Genomic DNA, 19,885 nt, shown 5'->3' with positions numbered 1-19,885 from the left:
GCCGCCCCTGTAAAAAATGTACAGGATGTACATCACGTACGATGGGGAGCATGGCCTACGAGATTCCGGTGACGCAAGCCAGGGCTGAGCTCGCCGAATTGATCAACCGCGTGGTGTACGGCGGTGAGCGCGTGGTCGTCACCCGGCACGGCAAGCCGCTCGTCGCCCTCGTCTCGGCCGCTGACCTGGAGCGACTCGAGGAAATGGGGCCGCAGGCCGAGGAGCCGGTGATCAGCTCCGTCTCCCGCGTGGGCACCCTGTCGTCCGCTCCGGGCGAACGGCAGAGGTTCGGCATCGCGGCCGAGCACCGCGGCCCCGAGACCAGGTAGCCGCACCCCCTGAACGCGAAGACCGCGCGTCCCCGTCCGCTACAGCGGGGACGCGCGGTCGATCGGTGTCCGCCCGGGCCCGGGGCGGGCGGAACCTCAGCCCACCGGCTGAGGTTCCAGGGCCGGGGCGGGTGCGTCCTGCCCGGCCGGCGCCCGCCGGGCGCGCAGCCCCCCGAGCAGTACGGCGATCAGGCCGAGCCCCGCCCACACCGCGAGCGTGACCGTCGGCGCCCCGGCGCGCGCCCCGTCGAAGTAGGCGACCGAGCGGAGCAGCGAGCCGCCGGCGCCCGGCGGCAGCAACTGGCCGAGGGCTCCCACCGGTTCGGGCAGCAGCGGCGGCGCCGAGGCCACGCCGGAGAACGGGTTGCCGAGCAGCACCATCAGCAGCGCGCCGACCCCGATCCCGGCCGGTCCGATCAGCGCCGCGAGTCCGGCGACGGTGGCGCCCACTGCGAGCGTCGACAGGCCCAGCACCCCGGCCTCCGTCCACCAGTCGCCGGTCAGCACTCCGAGCCAGCTGTCCGCGAGCGCGGTTCCCGCGATGCCCACCACGGCCGCGGCGAGGACCAGGACGAGCGCGGCCCGCACCCCGCGCAGTCGCAGCAGGGTGACGATCGCGCCGCCCGCGACCCCCGCGATGGCCAGCGGCAGCACGCTCGAACTCAGGGCGGCGCCCCGGGGGTCGGCGGCTGGCGCGGGCACCACGTCGACCGTGGTCACCTTCGTCCCCGCCGGCGCCTGTGCGGTCACCGCCTGCTCCAGCAGCTGCGCGACGACCGGGCTCGCCGCCGACGCGGTCAGCAGCTTCGGCCCGCCCGGGGTCACCACCACCGCCCCGTAGACCGCCCGGTCCTCGACCGCGGCCCGCGCGGCGGCCTCGTCGGCGTACCGGTGGATCTCGAACGCACCCTTCCGTGACTCCAGTTGACGGGCGACCGGGGCCGTCGCGGCGGTGGGTCCGGCGACCCCGAGCGGCAGATCGCGCGGTGCCGTCCGTGCGGCGGGCCAGGCGAACGCCCACAGGGCGAGGGCGGCGAGCAGGGGCACAAGGATGACGACGGCGGCCGACTTCCTGGTCGTCCGGTCCGGGGCGGGCATCGGTTCCTCCGGGGGGCGTTCGGCACATTTGAGAGAATGAGCGTTCGTTTTACGAGCGGGTCCCACTGTCCTGGCCGCCTCGCGCCTTGTCAAGAATGAATGTTCGTTTTATTTTGGGGATCATGGCCCGTGTATCCCAGGAGCACCTCGACGCCCGCCGCCGGCAGATCATGGACGGCGCCGCCCTCTGCTTCGCGCGGGGTGGCTTCCACGCCACCTCCATGCAGGACGTCCTCAAGGAGGTGGGACTGTCCGCCGGGGCGGTCTACCGCTACTTCAGCGGCAAGGAGGAGCTGATCCGCGCCATCGTCACCGAGGTGCTGGACGACGTGCGGACGGTGTACGAAGAGGCGGGCCGGCAGGCCCCGCCCCCGCCGCCGTACGAGCTGATCGACAAGGTGCTCCGCGATGTGCACGGGCTGCGCCCCGGGCTGCGCGAGGCGGGCGTTCCGGTCTTCGCGCGCCTGATGATCCAGGTGTGGACCGAGACCCTGCGCGATCCCGAGCTCGCGGCGGTGATCCAGGACGGGTTCAGCAAGGTCACCGCCGCCTGGGTGAGGATCGTCGAGGGGTATCAGCGCGCGGGGATGATGAGCGCCGACGCGGATCCGGAGGCCGTCGCGCGGGTGATGGTCGCCGCGGCGCAGGGATTCCTCACCCAGCAGGCGCTCTTCGACCGGGTGCCGGTCGAGTCCCTCCAGGCGGGTCTGCGGGGCCTGATGAGCATGGGCGAGGTCAGCTGATCACCATGACGCGGTCAAGCAACGGTTAACGTCGCTGAAACTCCGCGCCATTAGCCTGCGGCCCACGCCACCAGGGGTTTTCGTAACCGGGGTGCGCAAGATCATGCGCATTTCTTGTGTGTTACATCTATATCCGTCGCGGTGGCCGCGGCAGCCGGGCCCCGCACGGCCCGGAGCGAAGGACTGTGAGGTGGGACCGTGCAACTGACCCCGCACGAGCAGGAAAGACTGCTCATCCATGTGGCCGCCGACGTGGCCGAGAAGCGGCGGGCCAGGGGGCTGAAGCTCAATCACCCCGAAACCGTCGCCCTGCTCACCTCCCACATCCTCGAGGGCGCCCGCGACGGCCGCACCGTCGCGGAACTCATGGCGTCCGGGCGGAAGTTGCTCACCCGCGACGACGTCATGGAGGGCATCCCCGAGATGATCCACGACGTGCAGGTCGAGGCCACCTTCCCCGACGGCACCAAGCTGGTCACCGTCCATGAGCCGATCGTCTGACGGGGAAGCGGCAGCCATGATTCCCGGAGAGATCCGTTTCGCCGACGCGCCCGTCGCCTACAACGAGGGCCGCGACGTCACCCGCATGACGGTCCTCAACGCCGCCGACCGCCCGGTCCAGGTCGGCTCCCACTACCACTTCGCCGAGGCCAACCCCGGTCTCGACTTCGACCGCGCCGCCGCCCGCGGCAAGCGGCTGAACATCGCCGCGGGCACCGCCGTCCGCTTCGAGCCCGGCATCCCCGTCGACGTCGAACTCGTACCCCTCGCGGGCCGCCGGATCGTCCCCGGCCTGCGCGGCGAGACCGGAGGTCCCCTCGATGCCTGAGCTGTCCCGCGCCGCCTACGCCGACCTGTTCGGTCCCACCACGGGCGACCGCATACGGCTCGCCGACACCGACCTGTTCGTCGAGATCGAGGAGGACCGCTCCGGCGGCCCGGGCCGCTCCGGCGACGAGGCGGTCTTCGGCGGCGGCAAGGTCATCCGCGAGTCCATGGGCCAGTCGCGTGCCACGCGCGCGGAGGGCACCCCGGACACCGTCATCACCGGCGCCGTGATCATCGACCACTGGGGCATCGTCAAGGCCGACATCGGCATCCGTGACGGCCGGATCACCGCCATCGGCAAGTCCGGCAACCCGGACACCATGGACGGCGTCCACCCGGATCTCGTCATCGGGCCCGAGACGGAGGTCCTCGCGGGCAACGGGAAGATCGTCACCGCCGGCGGCATCGACACCCACATCCACTTCATCTCGCCGACCATCGTCGACGAGGCCCTCGCGTCCGGCGTCACGACGCTCGTCGGCGGCGGCACCGGACCGGCCGAGGGATCGAAGGCCACCACCATCACGCCCGGCTCCTGGCATCTCGCCCGGATGTTCGCCGCGATGGAGAACAGCCCCGTCAACATCGGCTTCCTCGGCAAGGGCAACACCATGTCGAAGGAGTCCATGCGCGACCAACTGCGCGCCGGAGTCTGCGGGTTCAAGATCCACGAGGACTGGGGCGCCACCCCGGCCGTGATCTCCGCCTGCCTCGACGTCTGCGAGGAGTCCGGCGCCCAGCTCGCCGTCCACTCCGACACCCTGAACGAGGCGGGTTTCGTCCAGGACACCTTCGACGCCGTCGGCGGCCGCACCCTGCACGCCTTCCATGTCGAGGGCGCGGGCGGCGGTCACGCCCCCGACATGATCACCGCCGTGCAGCTGCCCAACATGCTGCCGTCCTCCACCAACCCGACCCGGCCGCACACCGTCAACACCGTCGAGGAGCACCTCGACATGCTGATGGTCTGCCACCACCTCAACCCGGCGGTCCCCGAGGATCTCGCCTTCGCCGAGTCCCGCATCCGCCCCACCACCATCGCGGCCGAGGACATCCTGCACGACCTGGGCGCCATCTCGATCATGTCGTCGGACTCGCAGGCCATGGGCCGCATCGGCGAGGTCATCATGCGCACCTGGCAGACCGCGCACGTGATGAAGCGCCGCCGCGGCCTGCTCCCCGGCGATCTGCGCGCCGACAACCAGCGCGCGCGTCGCTATGTCGCCAAATACACGATCAACGCGGCGATCGCCCAGGGCATCGAGGGCGAACTCGGCTCCGTGGAGAGCGGCAAGCTGGCCGACCTGGTCCTCTGGGACCCGCGGTTCTTCGGCGTGAAGCCGCTGGTGGTCATAAAGGGCGGGCAGATCGCCTACGCGCAGATGGGCGACGCCAACGCCTCCATCCCCACCCCGCAGCCGGTGCTGCCGCGCCCGATGTTCGGCGCGCACGGCAAGGCCCCGGCCGCCAACTCCCTCAACTTCGTGACCGAGGCGGCGATCGAGGACGGACTCGTGGAGCGGCTCGGGCTCGACCGGTCCTTCGTCCCGATCCGGTCCACCCGTGGCCGCACCAAGGCGGACATGATCAACAACGATGCCCTGCCACGCGTCGAGGTCGCCCCCGACTCGTTCGCCGTGACCATCGACGGCGAACTCGTCGAACCCGCCCCGGCCGCCGAACTGCCGCTCGCGCAGCGGTACTTCCTGTTCTGAGCACGGAACGGGTACGTATCCGATGACACGCGCGACCCTGCTCGTCCTGGCCGACGGCCGCTTCCCCGCCGGAGGGCACGCCCACTCCGGCGGGGCGGAGGCCGCGGTGAAGGCGGGCCGCATCACGGGCGGTGCGAGCCTGGAGGAGTTCTGCCGAGGCCGGCTGCACACCAGCGGGGCCGTCTCGGCGGCCCTCGCCGCGGCGGCGGCGCTCGGCGTCGACCCGGTCGCCCTCGACGCGGCCGCCGACGCCAGGACTCCCTCGGCCGCGCTGCGGGTCGCCGCCCGCAAGCTCGGCCGGCAGCTCATGCGGGCTGCCCGCGCCACCTGGCCGCACCCCGAACTCGACGCCCTGGCGCAGCAATTCCCCAAGGGCGCCCACCAGCCGGTGGTGCTCGGGCTCACCGCCCGGGCCGCCGGACTCGGGCCCGAGGACGCCGCGTACTGCTCCGCGTACGAGGGAATCAGCGGGCCCGCGACCGCCGTCGTGCGGCTGCTGAGCCTCGACCCGTTCGACGCGACCGGGGCCCTGGCGCGGCTCGCGCCGGATCTCGACCGGGTCGTCGCCGACGCCGTGGACGCGGCGAGACGAGCCGTCGACCTCGGGGTCGACGCCCTGCCCGCCGGAAGCGCTCCGCTGCTGGAGATCGGCGCGGAGACGCACGCCGCTTGGCCTGTGCGGCTGTTCGCGTCCTGAACCCCCGGGGGCTGCGCCCCCGGACCCCTCTATCGGCCTGAACGGCCTCGTCCTCAAACGCCGGACGGGCTGAACAGACACATCTCTGGAGCCGTGATCAGCATGCACCTGGGACACACCCACGACGAAGCCTCCGCCGTCTCCGCCGACGCCCGGCGGCCCGACGGAACCCGGCGCGCCCTGCGCATCGGACTCGGCGGACCCGTCGGGTCCGGCAAGACCGCCACCGTCGCCGCGCTCTGCCGCACCCTGCGCGACGAACTGTCCCTCGCCGTCGTCACCAACGACATCTACACGCGCGAGGACGCCGAGTTCCTGCTGCGCGAAGCCGTGCTGCCGCCCGAGCGGATCACCGCCGTGGAGACCGGCGCCTGCCCGCACACCGCCATCCGCGACGACATCTCCGCCAACCTGGAGGCCGTCGAGGACCTGGAGGACGAGGTCGGGCCGCTCGACCTCATCCTCGTGGAGTCCGGCGGCGACAACCTCACCGCGACCTTCTCCAAGGGGCTCGTCGACGCCCAGATCTTCGTGATCGACGTCGCGGGCGGCGACGACATCCCGCGCAAGGGCGGCCCCGGCGTCACCACCGCCGACCTGCTCGTCATCAACAAGACCGACCTCGCCCCGTACGTCGGCTCCGATCTGGGCCGGATGGCCGCGGACGCCAAGGCGCAGCGCGGCGAACTGCCCGTGGTCCTCCAGTCGTTGCGGTCCGAGGGCGGGGTCGGCGACGTGGCCGCCTGGGCGCGCGGCCGGCTCGCGGCCTGGACGGCGTGATGACCGCGGGTGTCCTGTCCACCGCCCGGATCGCCGCCCGCGGCGACGGGCGGGGCGGCACCGCCCTGCCGGTTCTGGAGGGCGAGGGCTCGCTCGCCGTGCGCCGCACCCGGGCCGCGCACGCCGACGAGGCGCGCGTCATGCTCGTCGGCGCGATGAGCGGCCCCCTCGGCGGCGACCGCTTCACCGTCGAGGCCCGCGCGGACGAGGGCGCCCGGCTGCACGTCGGCTCCGTCGCCGCCACCCTCGCGCTGCCCGGACAGGCCAAGGGCGAGGCCCGCTACGACGTCAGGATCACCGTCGCCGACGGCGCCCGCCTCGACTGGCTGCCCGAGCAGTTGATCTCGGCGCACGGCAGCGACCTGCGCGTCACCACCCGCGCCGAGCTCGCCCCGGGCGCCCGGCTCGTGCTGCGCGAGGAGCAGGTGCTGGGCCGGGTGGGGGAGGAGCCGGGCCGCCTGACCAGCCGGCTGACCGTGCACCGCGCCGGCCGCCCGCTCCTCGACCAGGAACTGGCCTGCGGCCCCGGCGCACCCGGGGGCTGGGACGGTCCCGCCGTCCTGGCCGGGCACCGGGCGCTCGGCCAGCTGATCGTCGTACGGCCGGAGTTCGAGACGGACCGGCCGGCCGCCGCGGTCCTGGACGAGCGGGGCACGGCCGCGCTCACCCCGCTCGCGGGTCCCGCCGTCCTCGTCACCGCGGTCGCCCCGGACGCCCTGCGGCTGCGCCGCACGCTGGACGCGGCATTGCTCCGTCTGGTCGACTGACCGCTCACCGGGGCGAGTTATCCCGTTTATCGGATTGGTAAAGATCGGACGTCGCGACTGTCCTCAGGGTGCTCACAGCCGACAGGATCCCCGTACCGGTCGGCAACCCGATCGACGTAATGATCGAATCCATGTACGGGAGGGCTCTCTTGAGACGGACTCGACAGACGGGAAGCGGCAGACGGCGGGTGGCGGCCGGTTCCGCCGGTGCCGTCGCCGTGGCGGCGCTGATAGCGGGCGCGGTCACCGCCCCGTCCGCCAGCGCCTCGGCGCAGCACTCGAAGGGCGCGAGCAGCTTCGACCGCGAGGCCGTGGGCGCGGCGATCGCCGCGGCCAGGGCGGCCAAGCACGGCATCGACTGGCAGGACTGTCCCGCCGACTGGGGTCTGGCCAAGCCGATCCAGTGCGGTTACGTCACCGTGCCGCTCGACTACGCGAAGCCCTTCGGCAAGCAGATCAAGCTCGCCGTCGACCGCGCCGTCAGCACCGGCACCCAGGACGAGCGCCAGGGCGCCCTCGTCTACAACCCGGGCGGCCCCGGCGGCTCCGGCATGCGCTTCCCGACCCGGGTGACCACCAAGAACCCGCTGTGGGCGAAGACCTCGAAGGCGTACGACTTCGTCGGCTTCGACCCGCGCGGCGTCGGCCACTCGGCGCCGATCTCCTGCGTCGACCCGCAGGAGTTCGTCAAGGCCCCCAAGGCCGACCCGGTCCCCGACAGCGAGGCGGACAAGCGCGCCCAGCGCAAGCTCGCCAAGGAGTACGCGGACGGCTGCTACGAGAAGAGCGGCGACATGCTGCCCTTCATGACGACGCCGAACACCGCGCGCGACCTCGACGTCATCCGTGCCGCGCTCGGCGAGAAGAAGCTCAACTACCTGGGCGTCTCGTACGGCACCTACCTGGGCGCCGTCTACGGCACGCTCTTCCCGGGCCACGTCCGCCGCATGATCGTGGACAGCGTCGTCAACCCCGAGAAGAGCAACATCTGGTACCAGGCCAACCTGAACCAGGACATCGCCTTCGAGGGCCGCTGGAAGGACTGGCAGGACTGGGTCGCCAAGAACGACGCGACCTACCACCTCGGCGACACCCGCGCCAAGGTCCAGCAGCAGTGGGAGACGCTGCGCGCCGCCGCGAAGAAGAATCCCATCGGCGGGGTCCTCGGCCCGGCCGAGCTGATCGGCTTCTTCCAGAGCGCGCCGTACTACGACTCCGCGTGGGCGCCCACCGCCCAGGTCTGGAGCAAGTACGTCGCCGGCGACACGCAGGCGCTGATCGACGCCGCCGCCCCCGACCTGTCGGACACCGCGGGCAACGCGTCCTCGGAGAACGGCAACGCGGTCTACACCGCCGTCGAGTGCGCGGATGCCAAGTGGCCGACCAGCTGGCGGAAGTGGGACAGGGACAACACCGAGCTCCACAAGAAGTACCCGTTCATGACGTGGGCCAACGCGTGGATGAACCTGCCCTGCGCCACCTGGAAGACCAAGCAGCAGACGCCGACCGAGGTCAGGACCGGCAAGGGTCTGCCGTCGGTCCTGATCGTGCAGTCCGAGCGAGACGCGGCCACTCCGTACGAGGGCGCCGTCGAGCTGCACAAGCGGTTCAAGGGCTCCCGCCTGATCACCGAGAAGGACGCGGGCTCGCACGGTGTCACCGGTCTGACCAACCCCTGCATCAACGACCGGGTCGACACGTACCTGCTCACCGGCAAGGTCGACAGCAAGGACGTGACGTGCACCCCGCACGCCACCCCCAAGCCGTGACCGCCGCCTGACGAACGGCCCGGCCCCCCCGAGGGGGGGCCGGGCCGTTCCGCTATCCGCGCGTCGCCAGCCAGGCGTCCTCGGCCGCGTAGTCGAAGATCCCGGTCGTGTACGCGGCCACCATCTTCGGGAAGCCCTCCTGCCAGTCCCGCTCACGCAGCCGCGCGGCCAGCCACTCGACGGTCTCGGGAAGCGCATCCGCGTAGGTCGTCACAGGCTTGTACCCGAGTTCGCGCTCGGCGGCCGACAAGTCGAGGATCAGCGAGTGCGGCACCGACCACGGGGAGTCCCCGACGTTCGGCGCGGGCGGCGGGCCGTCCACGAGCACCGACTCCGTCTCCACACCCATCAGCGCGTCGATCATCGCGCCGATCTCGCCGACGGTGGGATGGTCGGGATCGCCCCCGTTCAGCACCCGGGAGCCGGGCCTGGCCGCGGCCAGCCGCACCAGCTCCGCCAGGTTGTGCACGCTCGCCGGATGGAAGCGGCTCGCGCCGTTGTACGCGAGCACGCGCGTCCGGCGCCCGTCCAGGTTCCGCTTCACGAAGTACAGCTCGCGCGGGGTGCGGCAGTGCGGGCCGTACACGGCGGGCGGCCGCAGCACGGTCGTCGGCAGCCGGTCGCCGAGCGCGAGGAGGTCCTGCTCGATCCGCACCTTGCGCGCCCGGGAACCGTCCCCCGGCGCCGCCGTCCGGCAGCTCTCCGGGATCGGCACGGGATAGTGCGGCCAGCCGTCCGGCTGGTCCTGCGTGTGAAAGCCGCGGCCCTGCTCGTCCTCGTACACCGCGGCACTGGAGACGACGACCGCCGACCCGATCCGGTCGGCGAGCCCCGCGAGCTGCTGCCCGTGCGCCGCACCGAAGGCCACCAGGTCGACGACGAGATCGACGCCGTCCCCGACCAGCGCCGCGACGGCGGCACCGTCCTCCCGGTCGAGCCGCACCGACCGCACCTCGTCGGGCCAGTCCGCATCGCGCCCGCCGCCGAGCGACGCCGCCGTCACCGCCCATCCGTCCTGAGCGAGCGCCCGTACCGCCGGTCGCCCGATCTGCCCTGCCGCACCGATCACCAAAGCCGTCTTCATGCCCGGACCGTACGGCGACCAGCGGCGCGGGCGCACCGTTTTCTGCCCAGCGCAGAGAAGCGCGGCCCGCGTCTCAGCCGAAGGGCATCCGCGGGAACTTCCGGGCCGTGACCTCCTCGGCCTCCGCCTTCACCTGCGCCGCGTACTTGTCCACGTACTCCTGCCCGGACAGCTCCAGGATCGCGTACATGATCTCGTCGGTGACCGCCCGCAGGATCGCCTTCTCGCCGTCCATCCCCGCGTACCGCGCGAAGTCCAGCGGCTCGCCGAAGCGGATGGTGATCCGGCGCATGCTCGGGATCTTCTGGCCCGGCGGCTGCGCCTCGAACGTGCCGATCATCGCGCACGGGATCACCGGGACCTGCGCCTTCAGGGCCATCGCCGCGACCCCGACCTTGCCCTTGTAGAGGCGGCCGTCGTGCGAGCGGGTGCCTTCCGGATAGATGCCGAGCAGCTCGCCGCGGCGCAGCACCCCGAGCCCCTCGCGGATCGCGGCCTGCCCCGCCTCCTTGCCGGAGCGGTCGACCGGGATCTGCCCGGCGCTGCGGAAGAACGCGGCGGTGAGCCGGCCCTTCACCCCGGGCCCGGTGAAGTACTCGGCCTTCGCCAGGAACGTGATCCGCCGCTTGAGGATCGCCGGCATGAGGAAGTGGTCCGAGAACGACAGATGGTTCCCCGCGACGATCGCGGCGCCCTCGTCCGGCACGTGTTCCAGCCCCTCGATGCGCGGCCGGAACATCAGCCGCAGCAGCGGCCCCAGGATCACGTACTTGAGCAGTCGGTAGAACATGGCCGTCGCCTTCCCCCATGCAGCACTTACGGAAGCGAACGCACAGTAACCCCCGCCCAGGCCGGGTGTCAGGGGTTGTGCGAGGCCACCATCGCCACCGTGATCAGGCCCAGCACGATCCAGCCGAACCAGAGCCAGCCGTTGCTGCCGAGCGCCACCGTGTAGGCGGTCACGGCCACCAGGCCACCGACGGTGAACACGCCCATCGTCTTCGTGGATCCGGGCATCACACACCCTCCTCCCGGCAGCCGGGACGCCGTACGGCGGTGTTGTGCGGCGCCCGTGCCGCGGCCAGAAGGCCATCCTCACCCGGGAACGGCCCGTGGCGCTACTGCCCGCGTGCGTTCAGCGAGGCCAGATAGGCGTTGTACGCCTCCAGCTCCTTGTCGCCGTCCCGGTCCGCGGCGCGGTCCTTGCGCCGCGCCTGCCGCTCCTCGGACTTCTTCCACTGGAAGAGCAGCGCGAGGAGCACCAGCACCGACGGCACCTCGCTGAATGCCCAGGCGATACCGCCGGCGGCCGTCTGGTCGGCCATCGGATCGAGGCCCAGCGAGGCCGGCGGGTTCTCGAACGTGCCGACCATCGTGGTGCTCGCCATCATCAGCGCGATCCCGAAGAACGCGTGGAAGGGCATGCCCGCGAAGAGCTCCAGCATCCGCATCACGTAGCCGGGCCGGTGCGGTCCCGGGTCCACGCCCATGATCGGCCAGAAGAACACCACGCCCACGGCCAGGAAGTGCACCATCATCGCGAGGTGCCCAATCTGCGACCCCATCAGGAAGTCGAACAGAGGTGTGAAGTAGAGGACGTAGAGGCTCGCGATGAACAGCGGAATGGTGAACGCGGGATGCGTGATGATCCGCATGTAGCGGCTGTGCAGCAGCATCAGCAGCAGTTCCCGCGGGCCCTTGCTGCCGCGTTTCGACGCCACCGGCAGCGCCCGCAGCGCCAGCGTGATCGGGGCGCCCATCAGCAGCAGGATCGGCGACAGCATGCTGATCACCATGTGCTGCACCATGTGCACGCTGAACATGACCATGCCGTAGTCGTTCAGCTTGGTGCACATCACCAGACCGATGGTGAGCACGCCCACGACGAACGAGACGGTACGGGCCACCGGCCAGGAGTCCCCGCGCCGCGCGAGGCGCACGACGCCCCACCCGTAGAGCGCGAGGGCGAGGAGGCAGCCGACGAGGAAGAAGGGGTCGGCCGACCATTGAAGGCCGTTCCCCAGCGTGAACGGCGGCAGATCCATGCCGTCCATGCCGTGCCCGCTGTGGTCCATCGGCCGGCTCCAGGTGCTCGATTCGTACGGATTGTGCGCCACCAGACTAGAACTGCCCCCGGCCGGGACATCGGCCGGGGGCAGTTCTGTGGTGGGTCGGGGGCAGGCGCGGGGCTAGAGCACGCACTCCGCCTCGGCGTACCGCTCCTCGGGTACCGTCTTGAGGGTCTCCACGGCCTCGGCGAGCGACACCATCACGATGTCGGTGCCGCGCAGCGCGGTCATGTGCCCGAACTCCCCGCGATGCACGGCCTCCACGGCGTGCCAGCCGAAGCGGGTGGCGAGCACCCGGTCGTACGCGGTCGGGGTGCCGCCGCGCTGCACATGGCCGAGGATCACCGGCCGCGCCTCCTTGCCGAGCCGCTGCTCCAGCTCGATGGAGAGCTGGCGGGCGATCCCGGCGAAGCGCTCATGGCCGTACATGTCCTTGACGCCCTCGTCGAACGCCATCGATCCGGCGCGCGGCTTGGCGCCCTCGGCGGCGACGACGATCGCGAACTTCTTGCCCGCGTCGAACCGCTCGCCGACCTTCGCGGCCAGCTCCTCGATGTCGAAGGGGCGCTCCGGCACGACGACGGCGTGCGCGCCGGCGGCCATGCCCGAGTGCAGCGCGATCCAGCCGGTGTGCCGCCCCATGACCTCGACGATCAGCACCCGCTGGTGCGACTCGGCGGTCGTCTTCAACCGGTCGAGGGCCTCGGTCGCGACGCCGACGGCGGTGTCGAAACCGAAGGTCACGTCCGTGACAGCGATGTCGTTGTCGATCGTCTTCGGTACGCCGACGATCGGCAGCCCGTTGTCGGAGAGCAGCCGGGCCGCCTTCAGGGTGCCCTCGCCGCCGATCGGGATGATGGCGTCGAGACCGAGGTCGGCGACGTGCCCCTTGGCCCGGTCCACCCCGTCGCGCAGATGGGCGGGCTGCACCCGCGAGGAGCCGAGGATGGTGCCGCCGCGGGCGAGGATGCCGCCCACCGCGTCCAGGTCAAGCTTGCGGTAGTCGCACTCAAGTAGACCCTTCCACCCGTCGTGGAAGCCGATGACCTCGTCGCCGTGGTCGACGACGGCCCGGTGCACGACCGAACGGATCACCGCGTTCAGGCCGGGACAGTCGCCGCCTGAAGTGAGGACACCAATACGCATAAGCCCGGAATACCTTTGCAAACGTGGCCCGATGACCGGACCACGTCGTCCGGCGGGAATGCCCGTACCTTAGCGGCGCCCGGGGTGCCGCCCGTATGGGGCGTCCGCCAGGTGGACAGCCCCGCTCATATGGGCGCGGAAGCGCCCTTCAGGGGCGCGGGACCGTGTCCGCCGGCGGCAGAAGAGACCGGACGGTCAGGCGGGCTGCGCAGCCGTCGCAGAAGCGATCCGCTCATTGCGGAGCGCCTCGTACCACCGGTCGTCGACGGGCGGCAGCGCGTTGACATCCAGCGCCAGCTTCAGCAGCAGGTCGGCGATCTGCGGGTTCCGCGCGAGCACGGGCCCGTGCATGTACGTGCCGAACACCGTGTCGTTGAAGGCGCCCTCGGTGCCGTCCCCCGTGCCGTTGCCCTTGCCGATGCGGGTGCGGGCGAACGGCCGGGCCGACGGGCCCAGGTGCGTGATGCCCTGGTGGTTCTCGAACCCGGTCAGCGGCGGCAGCCCCAGCTGCGGGTCGATGTCGCCCAGGACGTCACCGACGCACCGCTCGCCCTCGCCGCGCGTCGAGACGACGTCGAGCAGACCGAGGCCCGGCTCGCGCTCGCCGAGGTCGTTGATGAACTCGTGGCCGAGGATCTGGTACCCGGCGCACACCGAGAACACGATGGCGCCGTTGGCCACCGCGCGCTGCAGGCCGCCGTCACGGCGCAGCCGCTCCGCGGCCAGCCGCTGCGGCCGGTCCTCGCCGCCGCCGATCAGATAGATGTCGCCGGAGGTCGGCACCGGCTGGTCGCTGCGGACGTCGGCCCGCTCGACCTGGAGGCGGCGCTGGTTGGCCCGGCGCTCCACCACCAGGGCGTTGCCCTGGTCTCCGTACGTGCTGAGCAGGTCGGGGTAGACCCACACGAGACGCAGGCTGCTGTCACTCATGCTCATGATCCTTCGCTGGCTCTCGTGGTCGGCCGGGGTCAGTTGCCGACGCGGCGACGGACGTCCTGGAACGCGGTGTAGTTGGCGATCAGCTCGATCCGTCCGGGCGGCGACGCCTGCACGGCCTGATCGATCGTGTCGCAGACCTGGAACTGCAGGCCGGCCACCTCCAGACGCACCGCGAGGTCCAGCTTGCGGTCGCCGATGACGGCGATCGGGTGCCCGGCCAGACGGGTGTAGTCGACGTCCCACAGCCAGGAGGTGTCGGTGCCGTCCGCACCCCGCGCGTTCACCGAAAGGATCACCGGGGTGGGCGGCGGGTCGATCAGAGTGAACGTTTCGAGCCAGCCCGCCGGGTTCTTGGCGAGCAGCAGCCGCAGGTCGCGGCCCTGGAACTGCACGACGTCGTAGCGGCCGGCGACGGCCTGCACCTGGTACATCCGCTCCAGGGCGACCTGCGGCGGGACGCCGAAGCAGGCGGCGACGGCCGCGGAGGTGGCCGCGTTCGCCTTGTTGGCCCGGCCCGGCAGCTGGAGGTGGATCGGCCAGGCGGAGCCGTGCGGGTCCAGGACGTAGTCGCCCTGGAGCGCCCAGCTCGCCGTCGGGCGGCGGAAACCGCACTCGCCGCAGAACCAGTCGTCGCCGGGACGCTGCATCACACCACCGCAGGCGGGGCAGGACCAGGCGTCGTCCTTCCACTCCTGGCCCGCGGCGACCCACACGACGTTCGGCGAGGAGGACGCGGCCCAGACGACCAGCGGGTCGTCGGAGTTCGCGACGATGATGGCCTTCGAACCGGCCAGCCCCTCACGCCACTTCTCGGCGAGCATGCGGGTCTCGGCGGCGCGGTCGAGCTGGTCGCGCGAGAGGTTGAGCAGCGCGATCGCCTTGGGGGTCACGTCACGGGCGACCCCGGCGAGGTACTTCTCGTCGACCTCGATGACGCCGAACTTGGCGTCGGAGCCACCGGCCAGCGCGGAGGTGATTCCGGCAGGCATGTTCGCGCCCAGCGCGTTCGACACGACCTCGCCGCTGGCGCGCAGGGCCTCAGCGATGAGGCGGGTGGTGGTCGTCTTGCCGTTGGTGGCCGAGACGAGCACCGTGTCCAGGTGCTGGGCGAGCCGTCCGAGCAGCTCGGGGTCGAGCCTGAGCGCGACCTTGCCGCCGATCACCGAACCGCTGCCGCGGCCTGCCGCGCGCGACACCGCCGCTGCGGCCTTGCCCGCCGTCACGGCGAGCTTGGCCCGCGGAGTCATCGACTCCGAGTTGCCTGCCATCTTCTTGGGTCCTCCTTGCGTACGGCGCCGCGCCTGCCCCCGGCATCGCTTTCCTGGCCCAGCCTATCGAGATCCCCTGACAAGCCCGAACTGCGGCTCGGGGTACCGCTCGACCGTACCCTTGCGCTCATGCGACACGGCTCTGTACCGGGCGCCTCCGGGCGCGTACGACCCCTGACCCTGCTCGGTGATCTTGTGCTGCACCGCCCGTGCGAGGAGGTGACGGACTTCGGGCCGTCCCTCGCACGCCTCGTCGAGGACATGTACGCGACAATGTACGCGGCCGAGGGCGTCGGCCTCGCCGCGAACCAGATCGGTGAATCGCTGCGCGTCTTCGTGTACGACTGCGAGGACGACGACGATGTCCGCCATGTCGGGTACCTCGTGAACCCGCGCCTGGTCGAGGCGGACGGCGTGGTGATCCGCGGGCCCGAGGGCTGTCTGTCCCTGCCGGGCCTGGAGGCGGGCACCCCGCGCTTCGACCACGCGCGCGTGGAGGGCCAGAACCTGAAGGGGGAGCCGGTGGTGGTCCACGGCACGGGCTGGTTCGCCCGGTGCCTTCAGCACGAGTGCGACCACCTGGAGGGCCGCATCTACGCGGACCGCGTCACGGGCTGGCGCCGCCGCCGCGTCCTGAGGCAGGCGGCGAAGGCGCCGTGGGCGAAGGCGCCGTGGGCGAAGGCGCCCCGCTAGGGCTGTGGCGCGAAGCCGTGCCGGGTCAGAATCCGGGCCCGCCCGCCTTGTCGCCCGCGGCGGCGAGCCGCCCCCACAGCAGATCGGCGAGCCCCCGCACCAACTCGGCCCGCGAGCACGGCCGTTCGCCGAGCCACCAGTCACCGGCGGCGTGCATCATGCCGACGATCCCGTGTCCCCACACGCGCGCGAGCTGCTGGCTCCCGGGTCCGAGGTCGACCCGCTCCTCGATGACCTCGGCCAGTTCCTCGCCCATCCGGCGCAGCAGCGGTGCGGAGTGCCGCCCGACGTCGAACCCCGCCTCGACGGGGGCGCCCTCCGCCGGATGCATCAGGAAGCGGTAGACCTGCGGCCTCGCCTCGATCGCCGCGAGGTAGGTGTCGAGCGTGGCCTCGACCCGCTCGCGGCGCTCCGCGGGGGCGTCCAGGGCGGCCCGGAGCGAGGCCAGCAGGGCGTCCGTGTGCCGCTTGGCCAGCGCCGCGTACAGTCCGCCCTTGTCGCCGAAGTGCCGGTACAGGATCGGCTTGGTGATCCCGGCCTCCGCGGCGATGGCGTTCATCGAGGCGCCGGGACCGTCCCGGAGCACCACGCGGTCCGCGGCCTCCAGCAGCTCGCGCCGCCGGCGCTCGGCGGCGGTCTGCTGCTCCGCGCGCTGGTCCGTCCGTTGCTTGGTCTCCATGACGCTCTCCCCGCCCGTGCGATTGCTTGACGCACGCGAAAGGTAACACCCGCCCCCACTTCGGGATCGAACGCTCGCTCGGAGGTTGACACGATCTACTGGCGAGTAACAGACTCTCGTTACCGCAAGTAACATATGCAGTGCACGCAAGCCCTGGAGGGGTCATGGCCGAGTTCACGATGGATCTCAACGACGAGCAGAAGGAAGTCCGTGACTGGCTTCACGGCTTCGCCGCCGATGTGATCCGCCCCGCGGCCGCCGAGTGGGACGAGCGCGAGGAAACCCCCTGGCCGGTCATCCAGGAAGCGGCCAAGCTCGGAATCTACTCCCTCGACTTCTACGCGCAGCAGTTCTTCGACCCGAGCGGCCTCGGCATCCCGATGGCCATGGAGGAGCTGTTCTGGGGCGATGCGGGCATCGCGCTGTCGATCGTCGGCACGGGCCTCGCCGCGGTCGGCGTCCTCGCCAACGGTACCGAGGAGCAGATCGGCACCTGGATCCCGCAGATGTACGGCGATGTGAACGACGTGAAGGTGGCCGCTTTCTGCTCCTCCGAGCCGGACGCCGGATCGGACGTCGCCGCCATGCGCACGCGTGCCGTCTACGACGAGGCCAAGGACGAGTGGGTGCTCAACGGCACCAAGACGTGGGCGACCAACGGCGGCATAGCCAACGTCCACGTGGTCGTCGCCTCCGTCGACCCCGCGCTCGGCTCCAAGGGCCACGCGTCCTTCATCGTGCCGCCGAACACGCCGGGCCTGTCCCAGGGCCAGAAGTTCAAGAAGCACGGCATCCGCGCCTCGCACACCGCCGAGGTCGTCCTGGAGAACGTGCGGATCCCCGGCTCCTGCCTGCTCGGCGGCAAGGACAAGCTGGACGAGCGTCTGGCCCGCTCGCGCGAGAAGGCCCAGAAGGGCGGCGAGCGCGTGAAGAACGCCGCCATGGCGACCTTCGAGGCCTCCCGCCCGGCCGTCGGTGCGATGGCGGTCGGCACCGCCCGCGCCGCCTACGAGGAGGCGCTGGAGTACGCCAAGACGCGCGAGCAGTTCGGCCGCCCGATCATCGACAACCAGGGCGTCGCGTTCCAGCTGGCCGACATGCGCACCTCGATCGACGCCGCGCGCCTCCTGGTGTGGCGCGCCTCCTGGATGGCGACCACCGGCAAGAAGTTCGAGAACGCCGAGGGCTCCATGTCCAAGCTGTTCGCGAGCGAGACCGCCAAGAAGGTCACCGCCCAGGCCGTCCAGATCCTCGGCGGCAACGGCTTCACGCGTGAGTACCCCGTCGAGCGCATGCACCGCGACGCGGCGATCTACACGATCTTCGAGGGCACGAGCGAGATCCAGCGCCTGGTCATCGCCCGCACCCTGTCCGGCATGCCCATCCGCTAGCCCCCAGGGCTCACGGTTCGGCCGGCGCCCCGCACGAGACGTTCACTGTGGCGGACGTCATCGTGCGGGCCCGGTCAGCGCCGTCCGGAGGCCGCCGACAACACCGGCCTCAACTCCTCCTGCCGGCCTTCTCGTCGAGGTGCCCACCATGGCGCAGCGGCGTCAGCTGTTCGATGTCGTAGCGCGCGCGGAGGTCGGCGATCGCCGCGTGGTCGGGCGGACCGCCCGCCGAGAGGATCTCCAGCAGTTCCTCGAAGTAGCGCTCGTGGTCCGGCGGGGGAGAGGCCTGGAAGAACATCTTCGCCGGCGTGTCCGTCGGATTGGCGAACGCGTGCGGGCAGCCGGGCGGCACCACGATCACCGTGCCCGGTGTCGCCCGCACCACCTTGTTGCCCGAAGGTGACTGCCAGCGCCGCCAGTTGTCGGGAGTGCGCACCCGCGGCTCGAAGGCGAGCACGTCCAGCTCCCCTTCGAGGACGTAGAACAACTCCTCGCTCCGCGTGTGCACATGGGCCCCGACGTCGAAGCCCGGCGGCACCACGACCTCGAAACTGGACGCGATGCTCGAATGGTCCCCGGTGACCTTGAAGGTGACCTGCTGGGCCGCCGTCTGCACGGTCCGGCCGTGTCCCGGCGGCACCAGCAGCCCCTCCGAGGGTGTCAGCGCCGTCATCCGGCCGCCGACCAGGTCACCGGAACGGACTCGGGGCCGCGGATCAGCGCGCCCTTGCGGAACGGAACCTGCTCCGGCGGCACGTCGAGCCGCAGCCCGGGGAAGCGGTCGAGCAACGCCCCCACCAGCAGCTCCGACTCCAGCTTCGCCAGCATGCCGCCCACGCAGTAGTGCGGTCCGAAGCCGAAGGAGACGTGCGGGTTCGCCGCGCGGTCGAAGTCGATGCGGTCCGGGTCGGGGAAGACGTCCGGATCGCGATTGGCCGCCAAGTAGGACACGTAGACCGGGTCGCCCTCACAGATGCGCACCCCCGCCACGTCGACGTCCTCCAGGGCGATCCGGGACAGGCCGACGGCGCTGCGGTGCGGGATGTAGCGCAGCAGTTCGTCGATGGCCCGGGGCCGCAGCTCCGGCTCGGCGCGCAGCCGCGCGGCGAGATCGGGTCGCGTGAGCAGGATGTAGACCATGTTGCCGCAGTTGTTCGTCACGGCCTCGCCGCCGATCTGCACCAGGACCGCGAGCCCGACCGCCTCGTCCTCCGTCAGCTCGCCCGCCCCGACCGCCGTGCCCAGCAGGGAGGTGACGTCCTCGCCGGTGCCGTCGTCGCGCGAGCGGATCAGCCGGGCGAAGTAGGCCGACATCTCGTTCTTGGCGCGCTCACTGACCTCGGCCCCGTGCGCCGACGACAGGATCAGCTGCGTCCAGGTGTGCATCAGCTGCCGGTCGGCCGCGGGCACGCCCATCAGCTCGCAGATGACGGCGATCGGGAAGGGGGCCAGCAGCCGCTCGGTGAGATCGGCGGGCGGGCCGTCGCGCAGCAGGCCGTCCACCAGTTCGTCGAGCATCTCCTGCGCGCGCGTGCGCAGCCGTTCCACACCGCGCGCCGTGAACGCCGCCGCCACGGCCCGCCTCAGCCGCGTGTGGTCGGGCGGATCGGCGAAGCCCACGGCTCCCGCCTGCGGGATGAAGTGCGGGGCGAGACGGGTGACTTGGCGCCCCACGACGGCCTCACGGCTGAAGCGCGAATCGTTGGTCACCGTGCGCACGTCGTCGTAGCGCGTGACCAGCCAGGCCCAGCCCTCGCCGTTGGGCAGCCGGATCCGGGTCACCGGGCCCTCGGCCATCAGCTCGGCCAGCACCGGGTCGAAGTCGACCCCGTGCAGGTCCAGGGACGGCCACGGACGGACCGGCGGCCTGGTGGTGGTCTCCTCGGTCAC

General features: G+C 71.5%; 22 protein-coding genes. 11 read left to right on the top strand and 11 right to left on the bottom strand.

Annotated features, from left to right (window positions below):
* Nucleotides 1-50: 50 nt before the first annotated feature.
* A complete protein-coding gene (locus K377_RS13485) occupies nt 51-329 on the top strand; it encodes a type II toxin-antitoxin system Phd/YefM family antitoxin (RefSeq protein ID WP_111663724.1) in 279 nt (92 codons plus the stop codon).
* Between the two features lie 96 nt (nt 330-425).
* Here K377_RS13485 and K377_RS13480 read toward each other — a convergent pair whose 3' ends face one another.
* On the bottom strand, nt 426-1,427 hold the full coding sequence (locus tag K377_RS13480) for an ABC transporter permease (protein ID WP_111663531.1): 1,002 nt from the start codon (nt 1,425-1,427) through the stop codon (nt 426-428).
* Between the two features lie 122 nt (nt 1,428-1,549).
* Here K377_RS13480 and K377_RS13475 point away from each other — a divergent pair, with 122 nt between their 5' ends.
* The 8 genes from K377_RS13475 to K377_RS13440 all read left to right on the top strand — a co-directional run bounded on the left by K377_RS13475 (nt 1,550) and on the right by K377_RS13440 (nt 8,726).
* On the top strand, nt 1,550-2,170 hold the full coding sequence (locus K377_RS13475; RefSeq protein ID WP_111663530.1) for a TetR/AcrR family transcriptional regulator: 621 nt from the start codon (nt 1,550-1,552) through the stop codon (nt 2,168-2,170).
* Between the two features lie 198 nt (nt 2,171-2,368).
* Entirely contained in the window at nt 2,369-2,671 is a 303-nt protein-coding gene (locus tag K377_RS13470) for an urease subunit gamma (RefSeq protein ID WP_111663529.1), read from the top strand.
* Between the two features lie 16 nt (nt 2,672-2,687).
* Complete coding sequence (locus K377_RS13465; protein ID WP_111663528.1) at nt 2,688-2,999, top strand: urease subunit beta; 312 nt, start codon at nt 2,688-2,690, stop codon at nt 2,997-2,999.
* Nucleotides 2,992-4,713 carry an urease subunit alpha gene (locus tag K377_RS13460; RefSeq protein WP_111663527.1) on the top strand — a complete coding sequence of 574 codons (1,722 nt, stop codon included), beginning with the start codon at nt 2,992-2,994 and terminating at the stop codon, nt 4,711-4,713. Before K377_RS13465 ends, K377_RS13460 begins: the two co-directional genes overlap by 8 nt.
* Before the next feature lie 22 nt (nt 4,714-4,735).
* A complete protein-coding gene (locus K377_RS13455) occupies nt 4,736-5,410 on the top strand; it encodes an urease accessory protein UreF (protein ID WP_111663526.1) in 675 nt (224 codons plus the stop codon).
* Between the two features lie 102 nt (nt 5,411-5,512).
* A complete protein-coding gene (gene ureG, locus K377_RS13450) occupies nt 5,513-6,190 on the top strand; it encodes an urease accessory protein UreG (RefSeq protein ID WP_111663723.1) in 678 nt (225 codons plus the stop codon).
* Complete coding sequence (locus tag K377_RS13445; RefSeq protein WP_111663525.1) at nt 6,190-6,957, top strand: urease accessory protein UreD; 768 nt, start codon at nt 6,190-6,192, stop codon at nt 6,955-6,957. The genes ureG and K377_RS13445 overlap by 1 nt, the downstream gene beginning before the upstream one ends.
* 149 nt (nt 6,958-7,106) lie before the next feature.
* Entirely contained in the window at nt 7,107-8,726 is a 1,620-nt protein-coding gene (locus K377_RS13440) for an alpha/beta hydrolase (protein ID WP_161195184.1), read from the top strand.
* 52 nt (nt 8,727-8,778) lie between these two features.
* On the opposite strand, the gene K377_RS13435 is transcribed toward K377_RS13440, so the two are convergent.
* From K377_RS13435 to K377_RS13410, 7 genes are all read right to left on the bottom strand, one after another.
* Entirely contained in the window at nt 8,779-9,810 is a 1,032-nt protein-coding gene (locus tag K377_RS13435; protein WP_237551969.1) for an NAD(P)-dependent oxidoreductase, read from the bottom strand.
* A 73-nt stretch (nt 9,811-9,883) separates the two neighbouring features.
* Entirely contained in the window at nt 9,884-10,600 is a 717-nt protein-coding gene (locus K377_RS13430) for a 1-acyl-sn-glycerol-3-phosphate acyltransferase (protein WP_111663523.1), read from the bottom strand.
* A gap of 68 nt (nt 10,601-10,668) precedes the next feature.
* Nucleotides 10,669-10,827 carry a hypothetical protein gene (locus tag K377_RS41655; protein ID WP_181512557.1) on the bottom strand — a complete coding sequence of 53 codons (159 nt, stop codon included), beginning with the start codon at nt 10,825-10,827 and terminating at the stop codon, nt 10,669-10,671.
* Between the two features lie 101 nt (nt 10,828-10,928).
* Entirely contained in the window at nt 10,929-11,885 is a 957-nt protein-coding gene (locus tag K377_RS13425) for a cytochrome c oxidase assembly protein (protein ID WP_111663522.1), read from the bottom strand.
* Between the two features lie 114 nt (nt 11,886-11,999).
* On the bottom strand, nt 12,000-13,025 hold the full coding sequence (locus K377_RS13420; protein ID WP_111663521.1) for a 6-phosphofructokinase: 1,026 nt from the start codon (nt 13,023-13,025) through the stop codon (nt 12,000-12,002).
* Nucleotides 13,026-13,220: 195 nt separating this feature from the next.
* The gene (locus K377_RS13415; RefSeq protein ID WP_111663520.1) at nt 13,221-13,955 is read right to left on the bottom strand and encodes a type 1 glutamine amidotransferase; all 735 of its coding nucleotides are present in this window, start codon (nt 13,953-13,955) and stop codon (nt 13,221-13,223) included.
* 38 nt (nt 13,956-13,993) lie between these two features.
* A complete protein-coding gene (locus K377_RS13410) occupies nt 13,994-15,232 on the bottom strand; it encodes a MurT ligase domain-containing protein (protein WP_111663519.1) in 1,239 nt (412 codons plus the stop codon).
* A gap of 129 nt (nt 15,233-15,361) precedes the next feature.
* Between K377_RS13410 and def the strand changes: the two genes are divergently transcribed.
* Nucleotides 15,362-15,925 (top strand): peptide deformylase, encoded by a 564-nt coding sequence (def, locus tag K377_RS13405; RefSeq protein ID WP_111663518.1) that lies wholly within the window; start codon nt 15,362-15,364, stop codon nt 15,923-15,925.
* A 25-nt stretch (nt 15,926-15,950) separates the two neighbouring features.
* Here def and K377_RS13400 read toward each other — a convergent pair whose 3' ends face one another.
* Entirely contained in the window at nt 15,951-16,604 is a 654-nt protein-coding gene (locus K377_RS13400) for a TetR family transcriptional regulator (protein WP_111663517.1), read from the bottom strand.
* A 164-nt stretch (nt 16,605-16,768) separates the two neighbouring features.
* Here K377_RS13400 and K377_RS13395 point away from each other — a divergent pair, with 164 nt between their 5' ends.
* Nucleotides 16,769-17,995 carry an acyl-CoA dehydrogenase family protein gene (locus tag K377_RS13395; protein WP_111663516.1) on the top strand — a complete coding sequence of 409 codons (1,227 nt, stop codon included), beginning with the start codon at nt 16,769-16,771 and terminating at the stop codon, nt 17,993-17,995.
* 109 nt (nt 17,996-18,104) lie between these two features.
* Here the strand turns inward: K377_RS13395 and K377_RS13390 are convergent, their stop codons facing one another.
* Nucleotides 18,105-18,668, bottom strand: coding sequence for a cupin domain-containing protein (locus tag K377_RS13390; protein WP_111663515.1), 564 nt, complete (start codon nt 18,666-18,668; stop codon nt 18,105-18,107).
* Nucleotides 18,665-19,885, bottom strand: a complete 1,221-nt coding sequence (locus K377_RS13385) for a cytochrome P450 (protein WP_111663721.1) — start codon at nt 19,883-19,885, stop codon at nt 18,665-18,667. The genes K377_RS13390 and K377_RS13385 overlap by 4 nt, the downstream gene beginning before the upstream one ends.

The organism is Streptomyces sp. PsTaAH-137 (assembly GCF_003259365.1).
GTDB lineage: Bacteria > Actinomycetota > Actinomycetes > Streptomycetales > Streptomycetaceae > Streptomyces.
The sequence above is the reverse complement of the archived record's forward strand: the minus strand, read 5'-3'. Positions and strand labels throughout refer to the sequence as shown.